Source organism: Streptococcus sp. Z556 (assembly GCF_053010225.1).
The window spans coordinates 14181-39406 of record NZ_JBRKNU010000005.1; the positions used below are offsets into that span (position 1 = coordinate 14181).

General features: G+C 41.8%; 26 protein-coding genes. 2 read left to right on the plus strand and 24 right to left on the minus strand.

The annotated features are described in order from the left end of the window. Position 1: 1 nt before the first annotated feature. The 21 genes from ACVC7S_RS06635 to ACVC7S_RS06735 form a co-directional block, all read right to left on the minus strand. A complete protein-coding gene (locus tag ACVC7S_RS06635) occupies positions 2 to 2104 on the minus strand; it encodes an ATP-binding protein (RefSeq protein WP_447266604.1) in 2103 nt (700 codons plus the stop codon). A 9-nt stretch (positions 2105 to 2113) separates the two neighbouring features. Further along, positions 2114 to 3295, minus strand: coding sequence for a DNA cytosine methyltransferase (locus tag ACVC7S_RS06640; RefSeq protein WP_447266605.1), 1182 nt, complete (start codon positions 3293 to 3295; stop codon positions 2114 to 2116). 87 nt (positions 3296 to 3382) lie between these two features. After that, positions 3383 to 6034 (minus strand): valine--tRNA ligase, encoded by a 2652-nt coding sequence (locus ACVC7S_RS06645; RefSeq protein ID WP_447266606.1) that lies wholly within the window; start codon positions 6032 to 6034, stop codon positions 3383 to 3385. Then, positions 6027 to 6605: an AAA family ATPase gene (locus tag ACVC7S_RS06650; protein ID WP_084921622.1), complete on the minus strand. Its 579-nt coding sequence runs from the start codon at positions 6603 to 6605 to the stop codon at positions 6027 to 6029. The genes ACVC7S_RS06645 and ACVC7S_RS06650 overlap by 8 nt, the downstream gene beginning before the upstream one ends. Beyond that, positions 6605 to 7165: a GNAT family N-acetyltransferase gene (locus ACVC7S_RS06655; RefSeq protein WP_447266607.1), complete on the minus strand. Its 561-nt coding sequence runs from the start codon at positions 7163 to 7165 to the stop codon at positions 6605 to 6607. The genes ACVC7S_RS06650 and ACVC7S_RS06655 overlap by 1 nt, the downstream gene beginning before the upstream one ends. Before the next feature lie 280 nt (positions 7166 to 7445). Beyond that, positions 7446 to 7841 carry a helix-hairpin-helix domain-containing protein gene (locus ACVC7S_RS06660; RefSeq protein ID WP_042902047.1) on the minus strand — a complete coding sequence of 132 codons (396 nt, stop codon included), beginning with the start codon at positions 7839 to 7841 and terminating at the stop codon, positions 7446 to 7448. Positions 7842 to 7938: 97 nt separating this feature from the next. After that, on the minus strand, positions 7939 to 8193 hold the full coding sequence (locus tag ACVC7S_RS06665; RefSeq protein WP_000119707.1) for a DUF1912 family protein: 255 nt from the start codon (positions 8191 to 8193) through the stop codon (positions 7939 to 7941). Between the two features lie 9 nt (positions 8194 to 8202). Then, complete coding sequence (locus ACVC7S_RS06670; protein WP_447266608.1) at positions 8203 to 9537, minus strand: DUF438 domain-containing protein; 1335 nt, start codon at positions 9535 to 9537, stop codon at positions 8203 to 8205. After that, positions 9537 to 9770 carry a DUF1858 domain-containing protein gene (locus ACVC7S_RS06675; protein WP_000368739.1) on the minus strand — a complete coding sequence of 78 codons (234 nt, stop codon included), beginning with the start codon at positions 9768 to 9770 and terminating at the stop codon, positions 9537 to 9539. The genes ACVC7S_RS06670 and ACVC7S_RS06675 overlap by 1 nt, the downstream gene beginning before the upstream one ends. 214 nt (positions 9771 to 9984) lie before the next feature. Next, positions 9985 to 10167: a hypothetical protein gene (locus ACVC7S_RS06680; RefSeq protein WP_180833506.1), complete on the minus strand. Its 183-nt coding sequence runs from the start codon at positions 10165 to 10167 to the stop codon at positions 9985 to 9987. A gap of 1 nt (position 10168) precedes the next feature. Further along, a complete protein-coding gene (locus ACVC7S_RS06685) occupies positions 10169 to 10948 on the minus strand; it encodes a hypothetical protein (protein WP_447266609.1) in 780 nt (259 codons plus the stop codon). Positions 10949 to 11098: 150 nt separating this feature from the next. After that, the gene (gene rbfA / locus ACVC7S_RS06690) at positions 11099 to 11449 is read right to left on the minus strand and encodes a 30S ribosome-binding factor RbfA (protein WP_001273601.1); all 351 of its coding nucleotides are present in this window, start codon (positions 11447 to 11449) and stop codon (positions 11099 to 11101) included. A 250-nt stretch (positions 11450 to 11699) separates the two neighbouring features. After that, positions 11700 to 14486 carry a translation initiation factor IF-2 gene (gene infB / locus ACVC7S_RS06695; protein ID WP_447266610.1) on the minus strand — a complete coding sequence of 929 codons (2787 nt, stop codon included), beginning with the start codon at positions 14484 to 14486 and terminating at the stop codon, positions 11700 to 11702. A gap of 16 nt (positions 14487 to 14502) precedes the next feature. Then, entirely contained in the window at positions 14503 to 14802 is a 300-nt protein-coding gene (locus ACVC7S_RS06700) for a YlxQ-related RNA-binding protein (protein WP_016466786.1), read from the minus strand. Next, complete coding sequence (rnpM, locus tag ACVC7S_RS06705) at positions 14795 to 15088, minus strand: RNase P modulator RnpM (protein WP_004251817.1); 294 nt, start codon at positions 15086 to 15088, stop codon at positions 14795 to 14797. The genes ACVC7S_RS06700 and rnpM overlap by 8 nt, the downstream gene beginning before the upstream one ends. Positions 15089 to 15108: 20 nt before the next feature. Continuing rightward, entirely contained in the window at positions 15109 to 16245 is a 1137-nt protein-coding gene (gene nusA / locus ACVC7S_RS06710) for a transcription termination factor NusA (RefSeq protein WP_447266611.1), read from the minus strand. Between the two features lie 42 nt (positions 16246 to 16287). Next, positions 16288 to 16767, minus strand: a complete 480-nt coding sequence (rimP, locus tag ACVC7S_RS06715; RefSeq protein WP_447266706.1) for a ribosome maturation factor RimP — start codon at positions 16765 to 16767, stop codon at positions 16288 to 16290. Positions 16768 to 16893: 126 nt separating this feature from the next. After that, a complete protein-coding gene (gene trmB, locus ACVC7S_RS06720; protein WP_447266612.1) occupies positions 16894 to 17529 on the minus strand; it encodes a tRNA (guanosine(46)-N7)-methyltransferase TrmB in 636 nt (211 codons plus the stop codon). Continuing rightward, a complete protein-coding gene (gene ccrZ, locus ACVC7S_RS06725; RefSeq protein WP_447266613.1) occupies positions 17526 to 18320 on the minus strand; it encodes a cell cycle regulator CcrZ in 795 nt (264 codons plus the stop codon). The genes trmB and ccrZ overlap by 4 nt, the downstream gene beginning before the upstream one ends. A gap of 47 nt (positions 18321 to 18367) precedes the next feature. Beyond that, positions 18368 to 19417: an ABC transporter permease gene (locus ACVC7S_RS06730; RefSeq protein WP_447266614.1), complete on the minus strand. Its 1050-nt coding sequence runs from the start codon at positions 19415 to 19417 to the stop codon at positions 18368 to 18370. Beyond that, the gene (locus ACVC7S_RS06735; RefSeq protein WP_447266615.1) at positions 19414 to 20145 is read right to left on the minus strand and encodes an ABC transporter ATP-binding protein; all 732 of its coding nucleotides are present in this window, start codon (positions 20143 to 20145) and stop codon (positions 19414 to 19416) included. The genes ACVC7S_RS06730 and ACVC7S_RS06735 overlap by 4 nt, the downstream gene beginning before the upstream one ends. 67 nt (positions 20146 to 20212) lie before the next feature. Here ACVC7S_RS06735 and ACVC7S_RS06740 point away from each other — a divergent pair, with 67 nt between their 5' ends. Next, positions 20213 to 20623 carry an HIT family protein gene (locus ACVC7S_RS06740; protein WP_001278305.1) on the plus strand — a complete coding sequence of 137 codons (411 nt, stop codon included), beginning with the start codon at positions 20213 to 20215 and terminating at the stop codon, positions 20621 to 20623. A 9-nt stretch (positions 20624 to 20632) separates the two neighbouring features. Then, positions 20633 to 20920, plus strand: a complete 288-nt coding sequence (locus ACVC7S_RS06745) for a hypothetical protein (protein WP_447266616.1) — start codon at positions 20633 to 20635, stop codon at positions 20918 to 20920. Between the two features lie 25 nt (positions 20921 to 20945). On the opposite strand, the gene dnaJ is transcribed toward ACVC7S_RS06745, so the two are convergent. The 3 genes from dnaJ to dnaK all read right to left on the minus strand — a co-directional run bounded on the left by dnaJ (position 20946) and on the right by dnaK (position 25018). Further along, complete coding sequence (dnaJ, locus tag ACVC7S_RS06750; RefSeq protein WP_447266617.1) at positions 20946 to 22082, minus strand: molecular chaperone DnaJ; 1137 nt, start codon at positions 22080 to 22082, stop codon at positions 20946 to 20948. A 264-nt stretch (positions 22083 to 22346) separates the two neighbouring features. After that, positions 22347 to 22979, minus strand: coding sequence for a DJ-1/PfpI family protein (locus ACVC7S_RS06755; RefSeq protein ID WP_447266618.1), 633 nt, complete (start codon positions 22977 to 22979; stop codon positions 22347 to 22349). 215 nt (positions 22980 to 23194) lie between these two features. Next, positions 23195 to 25018, minus strand: coding sequence for a molecular chaperone DnaK (gene dnaK, locus ACVC7S_RS06760; protein WP_447266619.1), 1824 nt, complete (start codon positions 25016 to 25018; stop codon positions 23195 to 23197). Between the last annotated feature and the right edge of the window lie 208 nt (positions 25019 to 25226).

The following is a 25226-nucleotide window of genomic DNA, read 5'->3' on the forward strand; positions in this document are numbered from 1 at the left end:
TTTAAACCTCGCTAAACTCAATTTGAAAATCAACTATGTTATTATTTAGTTGGTGAACTGATATCTTCCAATTAAAATCCTTACAAATTTGCTGGCAAATATACATACCTAGCCCGGTTCCTCGCCGCTTTGATGTTACTCCAATGTTAAATATATTTTCAATAGGAACAATATCAATTGGTCCTGTATCTGAAGTAAAGTGCATTATTTTATTATCTTCATTAAAGAAAATATGTAGTTCTTTTGCATTACGTTCCTGGGCATTAATTATTAAGTTATCAAGTAGAGTACCAAAATCATAAACATTTATGTTTTGATATAGTTTTCCAACTCCTAAGCTAATCTTTACATTCACTGTATCATCGATTAGATTGTCTACATAGCTCTTTAAGTACGACTTCAATTCAATATTTTCAAGGTTACTAAAAGATTCAAAATTTAATCGTAATATTTGTTTTTTTATTGAAGATAGTTTATCAGAAGTTCTTCTAATTTTATAGATCGAGTTCGAAAATTTTTCGTACTCTTCTGGTGTCATAAGCCGAATCATTTTCTGTAGAGTAGCTGTTAGCTCTTTACCTGCTTTTCCTAATTCATGGAAAAGCATATCTTGACGCGCTGGTTTTTCATTTGAGATTAATTTCTCCTTAATCTCAATTTCATTTTTTAATCTACTATTTTCTCTATCAATTCTTTGATTTTCTTTTTTTACCTCTTGATTCTCTTTTCTTAACTCGACAGTGGCCTGTTTCAAACTCTTTTGAATTTCTTTTTTTTCAGAGGAGCTTGTATTCATATCATCGAGAAGTTCGAATTTTTTTTCTAGTGGTTGTGCGATTTTTGGGAGTTCATAAACTCTTGGAGCTACAGTAAACTTATACTTTTTAAATCTTTGAATTAGCTTTTGGATCGCATCATTGTCATCTGTTTCAATATCATCAATATCACTATTTCCAAACCTTGTCAATTGCATATAGGATTCTAATGGTCTGTGAACAAGTTCCATATATACTTTTTCAAATTCTATAGTATAAGAATTAGTAACAAATCCTCTATCACGAGATGTAACTTCATTAAAATGATTTTCAGAATCTGTTATGTTAATCCAACCTAGCAATTCCCTATGTCCTAAATATCGATTAAAACCTTGTGTTTTACGTAGATTTAAACCAAAGGAATCAAAATCAACTTCTCCATATGGAAAAATCCTAAAATTATTCTTATACAAGAAAATAGACCCATAATTTTTCGGTTCAGTTTTCATTATTTTTGTAAAATTATATTTAGCAGCAAAACTCATATAGTATATTTTAAAATAAATATCTTTTAAGATTGTATTATTCTCAATTTTTAAAGAGTAAATAATCTTTTCCTTATCAAATAAGGTAATGCTGATTTCTTTTTCTTTTATATCACACTCAATATATATAGTTTTTTTATCTAATACTGTAGCAATATGATTACTAATATATTCATCCAATTCAGCAATTCCCGAGGAGGATGAAATGTACTTAACATTAATCTTTATTTTACCATCATCCACAAATGGATTTACAAGTCTTTGAAGAGCTTCAATAACCCTATTAACTCTATTTAAGTCCCAAGTATCTCTCAAGTTGGAGATGGTTAAGATAGTCCCTGATTTTTGAATAAAACTATCTTCGATTACATCTAAGCTAGTATATGTGACGTCTAACTCTTCAAATTTTGTTAGAGAATTTTTTTCAAATTTACCCCAGTCAATTTTTAATTCACTAACTTCATCATCTTTATGACTAATAAGTTTAAGCTTAGTTCCTAATCTATCACAAGAAAAACGACCTATTCCCTTGGATCCAGCATATACCTTATCACTATCTTTTTTTTCTGAATGAGCAACAAACAGCCATTTATTTTCAATATCATCGCGATTCATTCCCTTACCGTTATCTTGAATGATAATGTAATTTTCATAACTGTTTATAATTAGATTTATTTCTGTTGCATCAGCATCATAACCATTTTTTACCAATTCGAAGATAGCTACTAATTCATTTGTAATCAGGTCTTTACCAATTATATTCTTTAAACCCGAACTAACTTTAAAGTGTAATTTTTCTTCCATCTCAACTCCTTATTCAGAGATTTTCAAAATAACTTCTCCAACTTGTTCCGCAAACAAAGGAGGAACAGCATTAGCAACTTGAGTATATCGAGGAACATCCGTTTTTCGTCGTTCACCTCCTGTAGTATATGGCCCTTTGAATTCATAATCATCTGGAAAACTTTGTATTCTAGCGTGTTCTCTAACTGTCATGATTCGAGGCTCATCATAATGTATATAATCATCTGGAATAGAAGTAATCGTATTACAAATCGAATTTTTCTTTAAAGGAGTTACTCCACGCTTCTTTAAACCTTCAACCAGATTCATAGATGGTGTAATTCGTATACTTTTTTCGGAAGCAGTCATTAAACGTTTAAATAAATCTATTGTTTCACTTTTATGTTTCACGAATCGATGACTATCAGGTAAAGCGCCTCGTTCAATGTTATTTCTCATTAATTTTTGATATGCTGAAGTTGCTCGACCATACTTCCCATTTTTAAATGCCTTAGTGTCTTTACTATCAACTTCTCCATGACTTTTTTTCAAATCATTAATAGCTTGAGAAATTGTAATTGGTATTTTTAGTCCTCTATCCCTCAAAAAACAATCTTTATTTTCCAATAATTCATCAAAAAATATCTCATAGGCCCCATTTTTTGATGCAAATAGAATGAACCGTTTCCTATTTTGTGGAACACCGTATTCTGACATAGTTATAATTTTATAGTCTAAGTTATATCCTAATTTATGCAACTCTGAAACAAGAATATCAGAATATTTTTGTTTATTCGTTTGATCCTTAAATTCTACAGTAAAGCCTTGAACATTTTCAAAAAATAACATAGTAGGTTGAACTAATTTGATAAACTCAATATACGAATGCATTAATTGATTTCTCATATCATCATTTTTTCTCTTTCCTGCCATGGAAAATCCTTGACATGGTGGACCACCTACAACTAAATCAACGGAACCGTTTAATGCAGCAAGTTCCTTACTATGAACTTCTAAAAGTTCATTTATATCCCAATTTTTCATGTCAAGCCAGTTCGGCCATGAAAAATGATTTCTTCTCTCAATTAAATTGTATTTTAAAGTACTAAAAGCATCTTTATTTTTTTCAACTGCAAATATTCCATGCAACCCAGCATTATAAAGCCCTAAGGATAAACCACCTGATCCTGCAAATAAATCTATGTATTTCATTCTTTCTCTTTCAGTCATTAAAATTTATTATCACAATTTTATCACAAACTAAAGAAAAAAACACGGCATTACACCGTGTTTCTATGTTTATTTCACGAGTTTCTTCATCTCATCAATACGTGCGACTGTCGCATCGTATTTCGCTTGGTAGTCGGCTTGTTTGTCGCGTTCTTTTTGGACGACTTCTGGTTTGGCATTGGCTACGAAGCGTTCGTTAGAGAGTTTCTTGCCGACCATATCCAGTTCTTTTTGCCATTTAGCTAGTTCCTTATCGAGACGAGCCAGTTCTTCTTCGACATTGAGGAGGTCTGCCAGTGGCAGGTAGATTTCTGCTCCTGTGATGACGCTTGACATTGCGAGTTCAGGTGCAGGGATGTTTGATGCGATTTCCAAATGTTCTGGATTTGTGAAGCGTTTGATGTAGTTGACATTGCTGTTAAAGAAGGCTTCCAAGTCGCTATCGCTTGTTTTAACAAGGATGGTGATAGGCTTGCTTGGTGCAACGTTTACTTCCGCACGCGCATTACGAACGGCACGGATCAAGTCTTTGAGGCTTTCGACACCAGTGTGAGCCGCAAGGTCTTCAAAGGCTGGATTGACAGTTGGGTATTCTGCTGTGACGATAGAGCCTTCTGAGATTTGTCCAAAGATTTCCTCTGTCACGAATGGCATGATTGGGTGAAGGAGACGAAGGATCTTGTCCAAAGTGTAAAGAAGAACAGAACGTGTGATGACTTTCTCTTCTTCGTTATCGCTATAAAGGACTTCCTTGGTCAATTCAACGTACCAGTCCGCAAACTCATCCCAGATGAAGTTGTAGAGGATGTGTCCAGCTACACCAAACTCAAACTTATCAAAGTTTTCAGTGACTTTGCCGATCGTTTCATTGAGGTTGTGGAGAATCCAGCGGTCAGTAACGTTTCCGGCTTCCTTGTTAACAACTTTTTCCACATTGGCAGTTGCTTGTTCAAGGGTCAAGCCCTCATTGTTCATGAGGATGTAGCGAGAGATGTTCCAGATCTTGTTAATGAAGTTCCAAGAAGCATCCATTTTCTCATAAGAGAAGCGCACGTCTTGACCTGGTGCAGAACCGTTTGAAAGGAACCAACGAAGGGCATCGGCACCATATTTCTCGATGACATCCATCGGGTCAATTCCGTTACCGAGAGATTTTGACATCTTGCGTCCTTGCTCGTCACGGATGAGGCCGTGGATGAGAACGTTTTGGAATGGCTGACGGCCAGTGAATTCCAAGGATTGGAAGATCATACGAGACACCCAGAAGAAGATGATGTCGTAACCTGTTACCAAGGTTGAAGTTGGGAAGTAACGTTTGAAATCTTCTGAGTCAACATCAGGCCAGCCCATGGTTGAGAATGGCCAAAGGGCAGAACTGAACCAAGTATCCAAAACGTCTTCGTCCTGAGTCCATCCGTCACCTTCTGGAGCTTCTTCGCCGACATACATTTCACCCTCAGCATTGTACCAAGCAGGGATTTGGTGACCCCACCAAAGCTGACGAGAGATTACCCAGTCGTGAACATTTTCCATCCATTGGAGGAAGGTATCGTTGAAACGAGGTGGGTAGAATTCTACCTTGTCTTCTGTATCTTGATTGGCAATGGCGTTCTTAGCCAATTGGTCCATCTTGACAAACCACTGCGTAGACAAGCGTGGTTCAACCACTACACCTGTACGCTCTGAGTGACCAACACTGTGGACACGTTTTTCGATTTTAACAAGGGCACCGATTTCTTCCAACTTGGCAACAACTGCCTTACGAGCTTCAAAGCGATCCATACCTGCAAATTCGAAGGCCAAGTCATTCATGGTTCCGTCGTCGTTCATGACGTTAACCTGTGGCAAGTTATGACGTTGACCAACCAAGAAGTCGTTTGGATCGTGGGCAGGCGTGATTTTCACGACACCTGTACCAAACTCAGGATCTGCGTGTTCGTCTCCAACGATTGGAATCAATTTATTAGCGATAGGAAGGACTACGTTTTGACCAATCAAGTCCTTGTAGCGTGGGTCTTCTGGATTGACCGCAACAGCAACGTCCCCAAACATAGTCTCAGGACGAGTTGTCGCCACTTCAAGAGCGCGTGAACCGTCTTCCAGCATGTAGTTCATGTGGTAGAAGGCACCTTCGACGTCCTTGTGGATCACCTCGATATCAGAAAGGGCTGTGCGAGCTACTGGGTCCCAGTTGATGATAAACTCACCACGGTAGATCCAGCCTTTCTTGTAAAGGTCCACAAAGACCTTGCGAACAGCTTTTGACAAGCCTTCGTCAAGAGTGAAACGCTCACGAGAGTAGTCTACAGAGAGCCCCATCTTGCCCCATTGTTCCTTGATAGTAGTGGCATATTCGTCTTTCCATTCCCAGACTTTCTCGAGGAATTTCTCACGACCGAGGTCATAACGGCTAATGCCCTCTCCACGCAAGCGCTCCTCAACCTTAGCTTGAGTTGCGATACCCGCGTGGTCCATTCCTGGTAGCCAAAGCGTGTCAAAGCCTTGCATGCGTTTTTGACGGATGATGATATCTTGCAAAGTTGTATCCCAAGCGTGACCAAGGTGGAGTTTCCCAGTTACGTTTGGTGGTGGAATTACGATTGAATAAGGCTTAGCCTTTTGATCGCCTGAAGGCTTGAAAACATCCGCATCAAGCCATTTTTGGTAACGACCAGCCTCAACCTCGGCTGGATTGTATTTAGGTGAAAGTTCTTTAGACATGTGTGTGTCCTTTCTCTATTGTATTCATTTTATTTTGAATCTGCTTTGCAACTTCTTCTGCAGACAGATTCGTATTATTTATTTTAAGGTAGTGGTACAACTCGTTCGGTTGATGTTGGGAATTTAATTGAAGTGTTTCAGCAGTCTCCAAAATTTCTCTTTCAGATACCTCAATATGTCGTTTTAAGGGTTTGTGCTTTAATCGATTCTCCGTTCGATTTCGATGTAAGCGCTCCTCAAGACTTGTTTCCAACTCAACAAACAGAATCTCTTGATGAAGGTTATCCAATAAATCCTGAATTTGTTTTAAATACAGTAGCTGGTACTGATTTGAAAAATCAATTACGTCTGTTAAAATCACAGATCGCTGATTCCTAGCACTTGCTCCAAGGAAAGAAAAGGTAATTTCACGAACAAATTCCCACATTTCCTCTGTATAGTCCTGATAGATTTCTAGTGCAAAATCGATGGCTTGATGGTTATAAAAGAGGGTAGCATTTGTCTTTCGAGATAACTCTTGGCCAATCGTCATTTTCCCAGAAGCCGGAGCCCCAATGATGAAAATGTGCATCAAACCACCTCCCACTCACTCTTCAGCAAGCCATATATGAGACTGTCACAGCGATTTCCCTGAGCATCTTTGCGGTCTCGAATGCTAGCTTCGAGGGTAAAACCAAGTTTCTCTGCGACTCGTTGACTTTGGACATTGTAGCCAAAGCAAGTCATCTCAATCTTATGAAGATCTAGTTCTTGAAAGCCTAGGTCAATCAAGGCATACGCTGCTTCTGGTACATAGCCTCTGCCCCAATAGTCTGGATGCAAGATATAGCCAATCTCCAGCACATCATCTTCATGGCGATGGTTGAAATCAACAGAGCCGATGACTTTATCGGTTCCCTTGACGACAATTCCGTAGCCAGCTGGTAGATTTTCCTTTTGATTGCGCTCAGGAAGGATATGCTCCAGGTAATAAATCTCATCTTCCAAGGTCTGGACGGGCGGAAAGCCTGCTGGATAGGAGACTTCTGGCCGACTGGCATAGTCAAAGATATCCACTGCATCCGCCACTGTTCGGACTCGTAAGACGAGCCGATCAGTTTCTAATCGTTCTGGTAATTGTGCTTGCTCCATCTTCAGCCCTCACTTTCCATAAAAAAATGCCCCTGCCATCTACATGACAGGGACGAATGTGTTTATCCGCGGTACCACCCAATTTCGGGCAGAGACGCCCGCAACTCTCGTCTTTATAATAAAAAGACAATATTATTTCATTTTTCATCCATCAGCAACCAGTTTTGACACATTTATGGACTTCTCAGCACCGCCACTTTCTGTAAAATGTGGGATTCAAAACACCTCTAATGGCTCTATTGTAGCAAGTTTTTGACGGAAATGCAAGGAACAAGAAAAATTACTTGAAGCTGATTCCGTGTTCTTTTAATTTCTTAATCGTAGCTGGGCCGATTCCCTTCAAGGCAAGGAGTTCTTTTTCAGTCCAGTTTTTGAAGTCAGAAGCTGACTTGATGCCTTCATCATAGAAAGTCTTAGCGCGATCTACTGAGAGGCCACCCAAAGTAGCTGCGAAATCTTCTACTGAATTCGCCACTTTTTGAGCTTGTTCCTTGGTCGCTTCTACTGCTTGTTCTACTTTTTTAGAGACAACTTTTCCTGCTTGGCTGGCAGATTTTTCTGCGTGTTTCACGACTTTCTTGGTCTCTTCTACAACCTTGGTCACTGTAGTTGAAAATGCACCTGAACGACGAAGGCTATTTCGTAATTGTTTTTTACGTTGGAGTTTCTTTGACATGATAAAATCCTTTCAATAAAAAATCCCTGCTCTGACAAGGATTTAATAAAGATATTCTATCAAGATTTTGGCAAAAAATCAAGAAAGTATCTGAATTTTAATAGTTTCGCTCACCAAACAAGCCTTCTGGCAGATCATGAAATCCCTTGCCTGCTTTGAAGTTTTCAAACTTACCCAGCAAGAACTGGTAGGCATCCAAGCGGCTCTCGTAGCGAATCATGGCATCTTTGGCACGTTCGTCTTGGTCTTCTTCGTAAACCTTTTGACTTTCCTTGTGCGCCATGTCGTTGATCATGATCTGGGTATTAACCCAGGCTTCAAATTCCTTCATAAATTCTTGTTCGTAACTCATTGATTCTCCTTATTCTAATCCACGGAAGTAGTCCGTATCGATCTCACGGTAGGGTTGGATATCCTGAACATACTCTAGCACGCCTTGAAATTCCCCATTCTCATCGTGTACTGCAGCGTAGGTGATGTGGACAAACTTGCCTCGCGACTCAGACTTGAACCACATTTCATACTTGTCTTTGACCCCTTCACGAAGACCTTTCATAACGGCCTTCACCTTTTCTAGGTACTTAGGCGGATGGCAAAGTTCTACATTACGCCCGACTTGGGACGGCGTCCGTTTGAAAATCATCTCATCAGCTGGCGTATTGTCATTGTAATACTGGAAAATATCGTCTTTATTGACAAAGGTGATCTCCATGGGGAGGTGATTGAGGATGAGGTTGGCCTGCTCGACGGAGAGATAGCCATTGCCAAAAGCCTGTTGACTATGACGGTCCAGCACCGCTTCCTTTTCCTTAGGGGTAAAGGTAATGATAAACTGGCCTTCTGGTGTATCGATAACTTGATGCACTGGGCCTTCAGCAGTGTCTAGCTGCACGGGCTCCTCTGCACTCTTTTCCTCAACAAAGCTCTGACGTTCTGGAACCCATTTCTCAGACGGACGGATGATGGCGTAGCCATAGGCGTCACTCTCCTCCGCAATCTGAAGCCAGTCATCCTGAGTAAAGGACTCAAGGAGAATCATGAGGAGGATGGACTCTTCCTTGAAAATCATACTTTCAAACTCTGTCGCAAAAGCTTCAAAATCTTCTTTTACACTGCTGATCGACACTTCTGGTAGTGACTTGGCTGTCGTTAGAGCTGTTTGAAAGAGTTCTCTGATCTGGTCATCCACTCCCCACATAACTTTTGGAGGTGAATCGTGTCCATAGCGCTCCATGATAGGAAAGAAGAGCTCTTCCTTGCGCTGGTAGTGGAGATCAAATTGCCCCAAAAGCCCCATTTGACGGACCAAACCCTTGCGCATCTCTGCCAGCATTTCCTCGTCTTCCATAGACTCATAGGTATCTAACAATCTCCGAATGCGAATCAAGGCAGCACGGAGGGCCAGATTTTCATCCTTGAAGACGCGAACGGGGTGGCCAGGATGCTCGGTATCCTCTACTTCAACACCCTTAACAGCGTTTTTAAAAAGATTGGCATGGACATCACAGAGCTCCATAACGTCTTCAAAGGTGACACCTGAGTCTGAGTTCATCAGCTCGTGCTCCATGAGGGAAATCTCGATGGCTGACACACCTGTAAAGGTCGCATCAAAACGCTCCTGAACTGACTCAGGAGAGGCGCCATTGTGCAATTCTAACAAAATATCCCGTAGGATATGAATCCGTTCATCTGCCATTAGTCTAATCCAATCACTTCGTAGCCATTCGCTTCCAGTGTGCGGACAATCTTGTCCATAGGAGTTCCTTCAAGCTTAGAACCCTGTTTGAGCGATACCTTACGACCGACTGTGTTGCGCATCAAGGGATTAGCAAGTGGTTTAAAACCCAGCTCCACTAGGATTTCCAAGACTTCTGGATGCTTGTCCACCACTTCTGCAACGGGAATTGACACATCGATGATATTGTCCATGACGACCTCCATGTATGTTCTAATACTCAATGAAAATCAAAGAGCAAACTAGGAAGCTAGCCGCAGGCTGTACTTAAGTACGGCAAGGTGAAGCTGACGTGGTTTGAATTTGATTTTCGAAGAGTATAAAATGATTTTACTGCTTATATTATACCATATGGAAAGAGATTAAAAAACTAGCAGCGGAGTTCCTGCTAGTTTCTTTCATTTCAAGTTATTCCTTATCATCTGGTTTTGCTAACCAGTGAGCCGTATCCATTAACTTATCTACAAGAAATAACTTCCCTAGACCAACAACAAGATTGTCATCTTTTTTCATTGTTTTCATCACTTTTAAACCTTGCATCGTAAAAAAGTAATTCCCGTAAGTTTTAGCTAACATTTTTATGAGACCCATGTTACTCTCCTTCGATGATTTCAGCTTCTTTTCGGATAGTTTCTATGTCTTCTTGATATTGCTCCTCATTATAGTTAACTAATTTAGATAACTCCTGTTGCAAGCTTTCCCCCATCGGTTTCATGGTCGCAAAGGTTAATCCTCCTGAAATAATACCGCCTAGGATAGGAATCACTTTTCCCATTCCTTTGGCTAAACCTCCTTTTGTCAGATTGACACCAAAAATTTTCAAAACTTTTTCTAAAATCGGATACCAAAGGGTCTTTGTCAAAGCTTTCTTATTCACTACTTTTATGACTTGTTTGGCTACTGTCACACCGCCTGATCGAAGCAGAGCGCCTGCACCATTTACTCCCAGCATCACACCGAGATACAGTAGGAGTGTGTTTTTAGCTTCCTCGCTTAACTCATTGCGCGATGCCCAGAGATCATCAAATCCGTAAATATACCCTAGTTCCTGAGCTAGTTTTAATGAAAAACCATAAAACTGAGCTACGTCTGTCGGGATAGTGATCGCCATGAGAATCCCTCCAGGTAGACCTGCCAAAACCGAAGTTCCACTGGCTAACAGGACATTATCCTTAATACAGGCCTTGGCCACGCGATCCAAGCTTTCTTGAGGCATCAAAGAAGTCGGTCCTTGTTCAATCAAAGTTGAAATATCCTTACGGTCTAATTCCTTTGAAAACTTTTCTACTAAAAATTTCTCTCGATCAACTTTGACTACGGGTAATTTCACCACTTGTTGCAGTACTTGCATAGCTATATCTTGTTTAGCCATATATCTCTCCGTTTTTCATTTATATCAAGCTTTATCATATCATACTATTTAAAATTTACAAATTTTTTAAACCGATTTTTATCAGATAGATATATCGTCAAATAGTAATGATCATACTGTGGCAACAAAAAAGAGGGTTGCCCCTCTTTCTTAGTTCTTATCCAGATTGCGTAGCATCTCGTCAATCTTGTTTCCATATTCAATGGATTCGTCTTTGACGAAAGTTAAATCTGGGATTTTGTACAATTTCAAATTGCGACCAAGTTCACGTTTGATGGTACCAGTTGCTTTCTCAAGCCCGATTTGAGCTTTTTGGTTATCCGAAGCAAGGTTACTCAAAATAGTGTAGTAAACCTTAGCAACGGATAGGTCACCCAGCATCTGAACATCTGTAATGGTCACACCTTGGACACGCGGATCACGGACTTTCTTTTGCAAAATCTCATTGACTTCACGCTTGATTTCCATGCCCACACGATCCGTACGGAAATGATTTGCCATGATATTCCTTTCTCTACTTTGAACCAAAAGCTAGGCCAGCAGACCTAGCTATTTTTAAATTTATTGATTTTCAGCTCAAATTGAAACGAAGTTCAATTTGAACTCATCCGCTTCTTTCGCCGTGGTGAAAGTGATTGGACTGATAATTCAGTTCAATCACAGGGGATTTTTGAGACACTAGGCTCAAAAATAAGCAATGAAACCGTCGGTTTGCTTGCGTCCCTCACCACCTAAGAAAGGAGCAAAAATCTTAACGTTTAATTTCTTCCATGACGTATGCCTCAATCACATCATCCATCTTGATATCATTGTAGCCATCAATCATCAATCCACCTTCACGACCGTTCGTAACTTCTTTGACGTCGTCTTTGTAGTGTTTCAAGCTTGCGAGTTCTCCGTCATAGATAACAACACCGTCACGGATAACACGGACTTTCGAGTCACGGGTAACTTTACCGTTGATAACCATGAATCCACCGATGGTTCCCACTTTAGATACCTTGAAGGTTTCACGGATAAGAGCTTCACCGATAACTTTTTCTTCGAATTCTGGATCAAGCATCCCTTTCATGGCTTCTTCCATCTCTTCGATAACCTTGTAGATAATGCTGTGGAGACGGATTTCGACATCGTCAGCATCTGCTTGTTGACGAGCTTGTGGTGTAGGACGTACGTTGAAACCGATGATAAAGGCATTTGAAGCTTCCGCAAGAGTAACGTCCGATTCGTTGATAGCACCGACTGCTGAGTGAACGATGGTAACTTTTACACCTTCTACATCGATCTTTTGAAGTGAGGCAGAAAGGGCTTCAACCGAACCTTGTACGTCGGCCTTGATGATAACGTTAACAGACTTGAGTTCACCCGCTTTAAGCGTATCAAAGAGGTTTTCAAGGCTGACACGTTGGGTAGCTTGACGTTGTTTCATAAGGGCACGTTTGGCACGTTCTTCACCTGCTGCACGCGCAGATTTTTCATCTTCGTAAACGGCAAAATGGTCACCCGCCATTGGTGCTTCGTTCAAACCTGTGATAGAAACGGGCGTTGATGGTCCTGCTACCTTAACACGACGACCAAGATCATTTGTCATAGCACGGACACGACCGAAGGTATTTCCGACAACGATAGGGTCTTGGACATTCAGAGTACCTTGTTGCACAAGAAGGGTTGCGACCGCACCTTTCCCTTTATCCAAACGAGCTTCGATAACCGTACCGATCGCACGCACTGTTGGATCTGCCTTGAGTTCTTGGATTTCAGCCACAAGAAGGACCGTTTCCAAGAGTTCATCGATATTTTGGTTGAACTTAGCTGAAATTTCGACAAACTCAGAATCTCCACCCCAAGCAGTTGACATGACACCGTGTTCTGCCAATTCACCGATAACGCGTTCTGGGTTGGCACCTGGTTTATCAATCTTGTTGATGGCAACGATGATTGGAACGTTGGCTGCTTTTGAGTGGTTGATGGCTTCGATAGTTTGAGGCATAACCCCGTCATCTGCCGCTACAACCAAGATGGTGATATCGGTAACAGATGCACCACGAGCACGCATCGATGTAAAAGCCGCGTGTCCTGGTGTATCAAGGAAGGTAATCTTCTTGCCGTTTTCAACGATTTGGTAGGCACCGATATGCTGAGTGATACCACCTGCTTCTCCTGTTGCAACACGAGAGTTACGAAGGGTATCTAGAAGGGTTGTTTTACCATGGTCAACGTGCCCCATGATGGTCACAACTGGTGGACGCTCAACCAATTCATCTTCATTAAGATAACCATCTTCGACGAAGAAACGTTCGATGTCCGCATTGTCCACTTCAACCTTTTGTTTGGCTTCGATACCATAATCTACCAATAGGAGTTCAATGGTGTCACCATCCAAAGATTGGTTTTGTGTGGCCATAACCCCCATCATAAAGAGTTTCTTAACGATTTCAGCTGGTTCACGTTTAATACGTTTTGCGATTTCCGCAACAGTCATACCATCTGTATATTCAAATTCTGTTGGCAATTCGTGGAACTTACGTTCTGTAACAGGTTTTGGTGCCTGATTGCGGTTATTTTGCTTGTTGCCTTTTTTATTCTTTTTGTTGTTATTCCAGTTACTATTTCTTTGATTTCTCACTTGATTCTGACTACTTCGATTCTTTTGTTGTTTTCTAGGACCATCTTCTTCGTGATCATAATCGTCACGTTCTTTGTCTGGTCGAGCTTGTTTTTTACGACGTGTATCCACTGGCGCTTCTTTAGCTACAGGAGCTACTGCTACGGCTGGCTGCGTTTGTTCAGCTAACTTAGCAGCTTCCTCAAAGATTTCCTCAGGTTCCTTGCGTTTATTAGCTTGAGCCAAAGCTTCTTTGGCAGCTTGCGATTGCTTGAAGCGCTCCTCGCTTGAGCGTGCGTACTCTGCATTTTGCTCTGCTTTTAGGGCTGCTGCACGGGCTTTAAAGTCAACACGTGGCCCAGCTGGTTTTGGCTGGAAGTCTTGTTGCTGACGGCGATCATTGCCACGATTTCCTTGACCTTGTGGTTTCTTCCCTTGGTCGTTAAATCGGCGATTGTCGCGGTTTCCTTGACCAGGTTTGCCACCATTACGGCCGTCGTTTTTCTGACGGTTGCCGTTTTGTTGTTGGTCACGGTTGTTGCCCTTGTTTTGTTTGCGTCGCTCTGCCTGCTCTTTGGCACGTGCCTCACGCTCCGCCTTGAAGTTTCGACTCTGTGGTCTTGCGGCCACCACTTTTTCTTCCTTAGGAGCTGCAGGTGTAGCTGGTTTGCTCTCTTCCTTTGCGACAGCTGGTTTAGCTGATGCAGGCTTTTCAACTTTCTTTTCTACACTTGCTTTTGCTGCTACAGGTTTTGCTTCTGCCTTAGGAGCAGGTGCAGGTTTAAAGCTAGCTGCGATTTGTTCAGCAACAGCAGCTTCCACGCTCGATGAGTGGCTTTTTACATCCAAGCCCAACTCTTTTGCACGCGCTACAACTTCTTTACTTTCTTTCCCAAGTTCTTTTGCGATTTCGTACAATCTTTTCTTAGACAAATCATGTCCTCCTCTTCTATTCCATAAGAGACCTCATTTTCTTTGTAAATCCAGCATCTGTCACAGCCAAAACCTTTCTCGATTTTCCGACTGCTATGCTTAATTCCAGTGTTGAAAACACGGTTATAACTTCTACTTGATAATAGTCACTTTTATCTTGAATCTTCTTGGTTAGATTGGGACCAGCATCATGAGCTAGAAAGACTAGCTTGGCTTTCTGGTCTTGAATGGCCTTGACCACCAATTCCTCACCCGATATGATCCGGCCTGCTCGTTGAGCAAGACCCAAGAGATTGCTTACTTTTTGCTTATTCAAGTCCTAACTCTCTTCTTTTTACTTTGTGATCCACATAAGCGATCAACTCGTCATAAAAGCTTTCTTCCACTTCCATGTTAAAGCTGCGGTTAAAGACTTTCTTCTTTTTTGCCTCTAGGGCTTCTGCATTGTCTAGCTTGATATAAGCGCCACGGCCATTGGCCTTGCCTGTCGGATCGATAAAGACCTCTCCTTCTTTGTTCTTGACAATGCGGAGCAAATCACGCTTATCAATCACATCGTTGGAAACAACAGACTTGCGCAAAGGGATTTTTCTTGTTTTCATCTTTCCCTCCTCTAGCAATCTTATTCTTCAATATACTCTTCTGTTGTTGCGTAATCAACTTGACCTGCTTCTTCCATAGCTTCAAACTCACTGGCAGACTTGATATCGATACGGTAACCCGTCAAGTGAGCTGCCAAGCGAACGTTTTGTCCACGACGACCGATAGCAAGAGAAAGCTTGTTATCAGGCACAACGACCAAGGCACGCTTGCTGTCGTTTTCATCAAAGATAACTTGGTCAACCTCTGCAGGTGCGATGGCATTGTAGATAAACTCAGCTGGATCCGCTACCCACTCGATAACGTCAATGTTCTCTTCTACAGGAATCATACGGTCGCTCTTAGCGTCGTAGCGAGCTGGGTGGAACTTGCTAGTGATCTTCTTGATATTGGCACCACCACGCCCAACGATTGTCCCGATAGCATCCACGTTTGGATTGTGGCTACGAACAGCAACCTTGGTACGGTCACCTGCTTCACGAGCTACGCTCATGATTTCAACAGTTCCATCGTAGACTTCTGGGATTTCTTGCTCCATCAAGCGTTTGATCATTTCTGGATGGCTACGGCTAACAAAGACGTTGACGCCACGAGGATTGTCTTCGACCTTATAAACATAGACTTCGATACGGTCGTGAGAAGCAAAAACTTCTCCAGGAATTTGATCTTGTTTTGACAATTGGGCTTCGATGCTGCCAAGGTTGACATAGATGAAACGGTTGTCAAAGCGTTCTACAGTACCAGACATGATTTCTTGTTCATGTTCTTTGTATGTATTATAAGTGATGGCACGTATTTGCTTGCGCATTTTTTCCATAATGGTTTGTTTAGCAGATTGGGCTGCTACACGACCAAACTCAGCTGGTGCTTCTTCAAACTTGATTTTGTCACCAAGCTCATAGGCTGAATTAATGGCAAGGGCATCTTTCAAGCTGATTTCCAAACGGCTATCAAATACTTCATCTACAACTTCACGGACAGTATAAACTGTAAAGTCACCTGTTTTTTCATTGAAGTCAATGGCTACGCTATCAGATTGACCATAACGTCTGCGATAAGCGGAACGAAGCGACTCTACTACTGCGTCGATGATGTCTTCTTTTTTGATTCCCTTGTCTTCTTCCAAAATGCGGAAGGCCTCTAGCATTTCTTTACTCATGTTCTTTTTACTTTTGAATCCTCAAAAGCTATCCTTTCTTTTCTATAGTTTAACTGCTAAACGTGCTTTTGATACTAAACTGTATGGAATTTGGACAGTTTTCTTACGTGTCTTGTCCATATATTCCATGGTCAACTCGTCCTCTTCAAAGGATACCAAGGTTCCTTCAAAGACTTTTTGCTTGTCGATGGCCTTATAAAGACCAACGTGAATGTATTTCCCAACTGCTCCAGCTATAGCTTCTTTGGTTTTCAAAGGACGTTCCAAGCCTGGACTGGTAATTTCTAGGAAATATTGTTCTGGGAAGGGATCGGGCTTGATGGTGTCTAGGACAGGACTGATAATTTCTGTCAGGTCTGCCGTATCGTTCAAGGTAATTCCTTCAGATTTGTCTACAAAAATACTGAGAATCATGTCACTGCCAATCTTTCCATACTCGATATCCACAAGCTCGAAAGGCACTTGGATGACAGGTTCTACAACTTCTCTAACTAATTCTACGATTGTTGCGATTGCGTCCACCTCCTCATAAGCAAGAGGCGAAGATATTTCCCCGCCTCTCTTTCTCATATTCTTACTATCAGTATAGCACGTTTGTCAATTTATGTAAAGTATAAGCACTCAAACGGCTGGTTTTTAAGCTATTTCTTAAAATTCTGCCTCAACTCGGTAGATTACTTGACCCTTGTTGGAGAATTTTTGCTCATATTCCGTCATGACATTGCCTTCAAAATCACTGGCATGTAAGTCCAACCAAACCCCGTTCAGTTTCATCCCATACTGAGAAAAACTCACCAAGCTGTACTCAAACAAGCCACGATTGTCTGTCTTGAAATGGATTTCCCCATTCTCAGGCAAGATGCGCTTGAAGGTATCCAAGAAACTCTTGTATGTCAAACGACGTTTTTCATGGCGTTTTTTAGGCCAGGGATCAGAAAAGTTTAGGTAGAGACGATCAATCTCACCGTCTTCAAAGTAGTCTGTCAAATCTGAACCATCTACCCACAGCAATTTGATGTTGGGAACTCCAACTTCTAATACCTTGTCCAAGGCATAACTCAATACCGACTTTTGGATGTCAATCCCGATATAGTTGATGTCAGGGTTTTGCTTGGCCATTCCTGATACAAAGGCACCTTTCCCACTTCCAACCTCAACATGAATCGGATGATCATTTCCAAACAAGTCTCGCCATTTCCCTTTAGCTTCCGAGGGATTGAGGACCACATACTGGGGATTAGCCTCTAGTAACTCTGTCGCCCCTTTACGATTTCTAACTCTCATCTCTTCTTTCCATACTTGTCACGGAAGACACGCAAGGCATAAATCTCCCGGTTTACATTGTCTAAATCTTGATTTTCACAGTATTTGGCAATCTGGTTCAAATAAGAATACTGACCATACCAATACAATTTATCTAACACTGTCTGATTGTACTTATAGCCGTAGTCTCTCAACCATTGACGCCACTGATGATCTGGAATGTAGTGGCATAGCAAATGCGCCACATCAAACATACGATCCGTCAGACGAACCGAATCCCAATCCACTAGATAAACGAGTCCACTCTCTGTCTCAATCCAATTACTATGGCGAAGGTCTCCATGCACAATCGTTGCATGATCTTCCCTAAAGCCTGGAACCGTCTTACCTAGTTCAGCAATCACACTATTTAAGTAGTGATTCTGTTGCAAGATTTCTGGTACTTCTTGTTGCCAAGAACGCAACAAATCAACTGGTTTTTCCATGGTATATCCCAAACGACTCAACTGCTTCATCAAGGGACGCGAGCGGTGGAGACGGTTCAAGATTGTAATGATTTGTTTGCGATTCATATCGTAGGGAGTCAAGATTTTGCCAGTCAACCATTCTTGGGCACACATATCACGACCATCCGCTAAACGACGAGTCCATAGTAATTGAGGAGCGATTTGTTCTCTGGCTAGGCCAGGTAGGATTGGAGAGGTGTTCATTTTTATAAAGACGCGCTTCCCATCAGGGTAGCTTCCCATATAAGCCTTGCCGCTCTTCCCTGGTATCGGGGTCAGCGTTAGCTCAATATCACCCAAGTCCATTTCTTTCCTCCGTATAAAGTTTCCTTACTATTCTACTAGTTTTTTGTCTATTCGTCAACCAATCTTTTTAGTTGGTAAGGCAAATAAAACAATTGTAGGAAGAGACTAACACCTACAAGAGCCAACAAGGCTATTTTTTCTTGAAAAACTACTGCTCCGACTAGTAATTCCAACAAAAGAACGACACTTCCAACACCGAGCACTATCTGTTTCAAACCCTTCTCTTTCTCCCCTTTTTCTAATGGAAAGAGCTGGGTCAAGTACTGGTAGTCAAAGGCGTGATAGAGGGCCAGCAACTGAAAGAGTATGAGGTAGTTAAATAGAACCACCACTGCTGTCGCTATCCAAGTTTGCTCGATAAAGATCACAGCTAACAAGGATAGGAGCAAGAGACGCAAACTGAGGGCAAAGAGGTCTCCATTTCGCAGATATGAACGAAGATAGAGGTTTTGCCAAATCTTCCCTGGCACCTTTTGAACAGCATTTAAGATAAAGTCTAGATAAGCGCGACGCTTGACACTGTTTGAAACGCCCTTGACCTGAGTAAAGAGAGCAAAGAAACGAAGCAAGACTTGCTTTCGCTTGCTTTCTTGGGCAATCACATAGTCCCAGTCGAGGCCAGTCTCAGTATAAAATTTACTGGCTTTTTGGCGAAAGAGGAGATATTTCCCAGCTCCCAATAAAACCACATAGATGAGAAAGACTGGCAAGCCATAGCCCATGGCTAAAAATAAGGGCGCAAATAAAAGCAAGAAAAGGGTTTGGACAAAGAGCCAAAAGACCAGTGAACGTGACGTCTGCCCTTTGAGATAGGACTTGACCTCCTCTTCACTGACCAAGAGAAAGAGCTTGTCAGGTACTTCCATGTAGGTCGCGATTCCTCCCCAAGCCAAAAGCAAGGCAGATACAATTCCCAAAAACAAGAGGATGGGCCAATGATTTTCAGGAAAATCTTGCAAGAGTTGACTGTACTGGTAGGCTAAAAAACCGATGAGAACCAGCAGGAATAAGACAAAGTGGTCATTGAGAACATAACGCAGATAACCGACACACTCCTTACGAAAAGCCTGCTTTCGCTTTAAAAACAAGTCTTTCATAGCTCCTCCTCTTTGGTCAGAGCCAAGTAAATATCATTCAAACTCGCTTCAGGCATGTTAAAGGCTTCGCGGAGTTGCTGAAGGTTCCCCTGAGCTCGCACCTCCCCCTTATGAAGGATAACAAAGGCATCACACATCTTCTCCGCCGAATCCAGCACGTGGGTACTCATGAGAATGGACTTGCCTTTTTGCTTTTCTACTTCTAGAAGCTGAATCAAGTCAGAAATAGCCAGCGGATCGAGACCAAGGAAAGGCTCATCTACGATGAAAAGACTCGGATCTACGACAAAAGCACAGATAATCATGACCTTCTGCTTCATTCCTTTGGAAAAATGCACTGGAAACCAGTCTAATTTTTGGTCCAAACGAAACATTTTTAATAAAGGTTCCACACGATCAAAAGCCACTTTTTGCTCAATACCATAGGCCATGGCAACCGTCTCGATATGCTCCCTGAGGGTCAGTTCTTCATACAAGCTAGGCGTTTCTGGGATGTAGCCAATCTGTTTGCGATAGCTGGTCGCATCTTCTCGCAGGGTGAGACCGTTAATCTTAATTTCCCCACTGTAAGGTGTCAACAGTCCAATAATCTCATTGATAGTCGTTGATTTCCCAGCACCGTTGAGACCAATCAAACCGACCAACTGCCCACTTTCAACTGTAAAGGACACATCTTTCAAGACAGGAACATGGACATAGCCTCCTGTCAGGTTTTTAATTTCTAACATATTTTCTCCGAATCTGGTATAATGTAGCTATATTATATCAAAATTCAATACAGTAGAGGTGGATTTTATGTCAGATTGCATTTTTTGTAAGATTATCGCAGGGGAGATTCCTGCTTCAAAAGTATACGAAGATGAGCAGGTTCTTGCCTTTCTTGATATCTCTCAAGTAACGCCTGGACACACCCTCATTGTACCCAAAGAGCATTTTCGCAATCTTTTGGAGATGGACGCTGCCAGCGCTAGCCAACTCTTTGCCCAAGTACCAACAGTGGCTCAAAAAGTCATGAAGGCTACCAAGGCTGCCGGAATGAACATCATCGCCAACTGTGAGGAAGTTGCTGGTCAAACAGTCTTTCATACTCACGTGCATCTCGTACCTCGCTACGGTGCAGAAGATGACCTCAAGATTGACTTTATCGCCCACGAACCTGACTTTGACAAACTTGCCCAAGTCGCTGAAACCATTAAAAACGCTTAAGGAGATGCCATGAAACTATCAAATCTACTGCTATTTGCAGGAGCTGCAGCTGGAAGTTATTTTGTCGTGAAAAATCGCCAAGCCATTCAGGATGAAGTGCTAGATACAACTGACCGCGTCGAAGCTATCAAGGATGATTTGGATATCATCCAAAACAGCTTACAAATCATCGACCAACAAAAATCCCTTATCAAGGAATACCAAAAAGATTTAACCTATAAATTCAAAGTTTTAGAAAAAGATTTCCAAACTAGAATGGCTGTGATAAAAGAAACACAGGAATTTGAGGATAAGTAAAAAGAGCCAATCGGCTCTTTTTGCTTTATTCTCCTTCAAAGGCATCTTTAATATGGTCAAAGAAGCCTTTTTTCTTTGGATTGACTTTCAAGTTACCTGCAGCTGCGAACTCTTTAAGCGCTGCTTTTTGGCGGTCGTTCAGACCTGTCGGAGTCACGACATTGACAGTAACGTATTGGTCACCAACAGCACCGCCACGAAGGCTTGGCGCTCCCTTGCCCCGTAGGCGGAATTTCTTGCCAGTCTGAGTTCCCTCTGGGATAACCAATTCGACAGCGCCATGCACAGTTGGAATTTCCACAGTATCTCCTAGAGTTGCTTGGACAATATTGAGATTTAACTTGTAGAAAATGGTTGTTCCTTCACGTTCAAATTTATCACTAGCTTCAACTGAAACCACCACGTACAAGTCCCCGTAAGGTCCACCGTTAAAGCCTGCTTCACCTTGACCAGCTAGGCGGATTTGTTGGCCAGTTTCCACACCAGCAGGAATTTTCACATGTACGCTATGAGCTTGTTTTTCATGACCTGTTCCATGACAAGTTGTACATGGATCCTTGATTTCTTTTCCGCGACCATGACAGACATCACAGGTTACTTGGCGACGCATCATACCAAGAGGAGTCTGCGTATCAACGTTAATGACACCAGCGCCATGACAGCGTCCACAAGTGACTGGACTTGTTCCTGGCTTAGCACCAGATCCGTTACAGGTACGACAGCTTGCTTCACGGTTGTATTTCACTTCTTTTTCCGTTCCGAAGATGGCTTCTTCAAAGGTCAATTTCACACGGTACTGGAGGTCATCCCCTTGACGAGGAGCGTTTGGATTGCGTGAAGCTCCTCCTCCCCCGAAAAAACTTGAGAAGATATCTTCAAAACCACCGAAGCCACCTGCTCCGTCAAAGCCACCAAAACCGCCAGCACCACCAAAGCCACCGTTGGCACCCGCAGCACCATACTGGTCGTAGGCTGCACGTTTTTGGTCGTCACTCAAAGTCTCATAGGCTTCTTGAACTTCCTTGTATTTTTCCTCAGCTCCAGGCTCCTTGTTGATATCTGGGTGGTATTTTTTCGAAAGCTTACGATAAGCCTTTTTGATCTCGTCTGCCGAAGTGTTTTTTGACACCCCCAGACGATCATAAAATTCAGTATTGTTCATACAAGATACTAAGAGCGAACAGAAAGCGACTGAAATTTAGGAAACCGACAAGAAATCCTGATTTCTTAGGAGGTTTATCTAATTTCCAAGCTTTCCGCTCGGGTTCAATTACGAACACCCTTATTCCTTTCTGTTAATATTGCGGAACGAGACCACGATTTAGGTCGGGTTCAATTCCTTTCTTTTATATTGAGTCAGAAATTTTGGAACCCGTGTTCAGTTACGAACACTCTTTGTTCCTTTCTATAATTTATAGGTAAATCATTAGAGGGTATTTTCTATACTCTGCTTCACTTGATCAAACTCTTCGTCTGATAGAGTAAATATCAAATCCTCTTCAGCATACTCGTTCTGTTCTTTAAAATAGTTGTCCGTATTCTCTGCCAACCCTAAACCGAGAATCACTTTTCTCGCAAACTCTTGATGTGCAAAACCTACAGCCGTAATGATATGTTTATCTTGCACAAGAACTTTCGGTTGGAAATTTTCACGTGGAAGAAATTCAAAATAGTCAAAGAAGTTTTGCCAAATTCCACCTGTAAATTTCGTGTCGTTCAACAAGCCTGCTTTCGCCAATAAAACTGGCGCTGAAGAAATGGCTGCAATTAGGATATCTTGCTCATCAAGATTTCTCAAAAACGAAATCAATTTCTCATCTTGTAGAGCAGGACCTATATTTACCATTCCTGGCAAAATCACACAAGAATAATCTTCTATACGGATTTGACCCAATGTTTTCGTCGGTCGACAAGGCAAGCCATCCTCAGAAACCACCATTGAATGATCAGAAGCTACATAATCAATCGTGATATCAAAAGACAGAGCTAAAGTACTCGTTAAAGTGGTTATCTCATAAAGAGAAAAATTAGGATAAATGATACAAAGTACTTTTTTCATACACAACATCCTCTATTTTACCGAAAAACAGAGGCTGGGTTGCAACCTCTGGATTTCTTCCTATCACTACGACGTTCGAGTTTTAAAAATCAAACTAGTAATGCTAAATCGAGCACTCCCTAACCTCTTGGTGAAAAAGACAAATCTTCCTAGAAACTAAAGTTTCTGCGTCAGATTTCCTATTTTCACTGTGAGGTTTTAACGGGCTTTGCATCTTACTTTTCCGTAAACTCTCCGTCTACGACGTCATCGCCTGCGTTTCCTGTTGCTTGTGCGCCTTCTGCTCCTGCTTGAGCTTGTTGGGCTGCTGCAGCTTGTTCGTAGAGTTTAACAGCAAGTCCTTGAGCTTTTTCGTTCAATGCTTCAAGTTTTGCTTTCATTTCGTCCAAGTTGTTGTCTTCTTGGGCTTTCTTAAGGTCATCAAGGGCAGCTTGAGCAGCATCACGTTCAGCATCAAAACCTTTACCTTCAGTTTCCTTGATTGTCTTTTCAGTTGCAAAGATTGCTTGGTCTACTTCGTTACGAAGGTCAACTTCTTCTTTACGTTTCTTATCTGCTTCAGCATTCGCTTCAGCATCTTTCATCATGCGATCGATTTCTTCATCAGTCAAACCTGAGTTTGATTGGATGACAATAGTTTGTTCTTTTTGAGTTCCAAGGTCTTTGGCCTTAACAGATACGATACCGTTCTTGTCGATGTCAAATGTTACTTCGATTTGTGGAATTCCACGAGGTGCAGCTGGGATATCTGTCAATTGGAAACGTCCAAGAGTCTTGTTATCTGCTGCCATTGGGCGTTCACCTTGAAGAACGTGGATATCAACAGCTGGTTGGTTGTCTGCTGCAGTTGAGAAGACTTGTGATTTAGATGTTGGAATTGTTGTATTGCGCTCGATGAGTTTTGTAAAGACACCACCCATTGTTTCGATACCAAGTGACAATGGTGTTACGTCAAGAAGGACAACGTCTTTCACATCACCAGTGATGACACCACCTTGGATAGCAGCACCCATCGCAACTACTTCGTCAGGGTTCACTGATTTGTTTGGTTCTTTACCAGTTTCAGCTTTAACAGCTTCAACAACGGCAGGGATACGAGTTGAACCACCGACAAGGATGACTTCGTCGATTTCTGACAAGCTCAAACCTGCATCTGAAAGGGCTTGGCGAACTGGAGTTTTTGTACGTTCTACAAGGTCGCGAGTCAAATCATCGAATTTCGCACGAGTCAAAGTCATTTCCAAGTGAAGAGGTCCAGCCTCACCAGCAGTGATAAATGGCAAGCTGATTTGAGTTGATGTTACACCAGAAAGGTCTTTCTTCGCTTTTTCAGCTGCGTCTTTCAAACGTTGAAGAGCCATCTTGTCAGCTGACAAGTCGATGCCATTTTCTTTCTTGAATTCTGCTACCAAGTGGTCAATGATTTTTTGGTCAAAGTCATCACCACCGAGTTTGTTGTCCCCTGCAGTTGACAATACATCGAAGACACCGTCACCCAATTCAAGGATAGAGACGTCAAATGTACCACCACCAAGGTCGAATACCAAGATTTTTTCTTCTTTGTCAGTCTTGTCCAAACCGTAAGCAAGTGCTGCTGCAGTTGGTTCGTTAACGATGCGTTCTACTTCAAGACCAGCGATTTTACCAGCGTCTTTTGTTGCTTGACGTTGAGCATCGTTGAAGTAAGCTGGAACTGTAATAACTGCTTTCGTTACTTTTTCACCAAGGTAATCTTCAGCGTAACCTTTCAAGTATTGAAGAATCATAGCTGAGATTTCTTGTGGAGTGTATTCTTTACCGTTAGCAGAAACCTTTTCAGAAGTACCCATCTTAGATTTGATAGAGATCACCGTATCTGGGTTTGTAACTGCTTGACGTTTTGCTGCGTCACCAACGATGATTTCTCCGTTTTTGAATGACACTACAGATGGAGTTGTGCGGTTTCCTTCTGGGTTTGCGATGATTTTGCTCTCAGTTCCTTCAAGAACTGCAACTGCTGAGTTTGTTGTACCTAAGTCAATACCGATAATTTTAGACATGTGTTTTTCTCCTTGTTAGTTAATTTTCTATTTTCTTTTTGATACTCTTCTTAAGTGGCGACGCCGTCAGAGCTTGACTTCGTCAATCTCTTTGACTAAACTTTGAGCCTAATGTCTCAAAGTTTGCGAAAATAGCGCCACGGCGAAGAGTATCGCCTTTGGTTCGCTTCGCTCACTATTGCAAAGCTGAACAACTTTCTTAACTTTC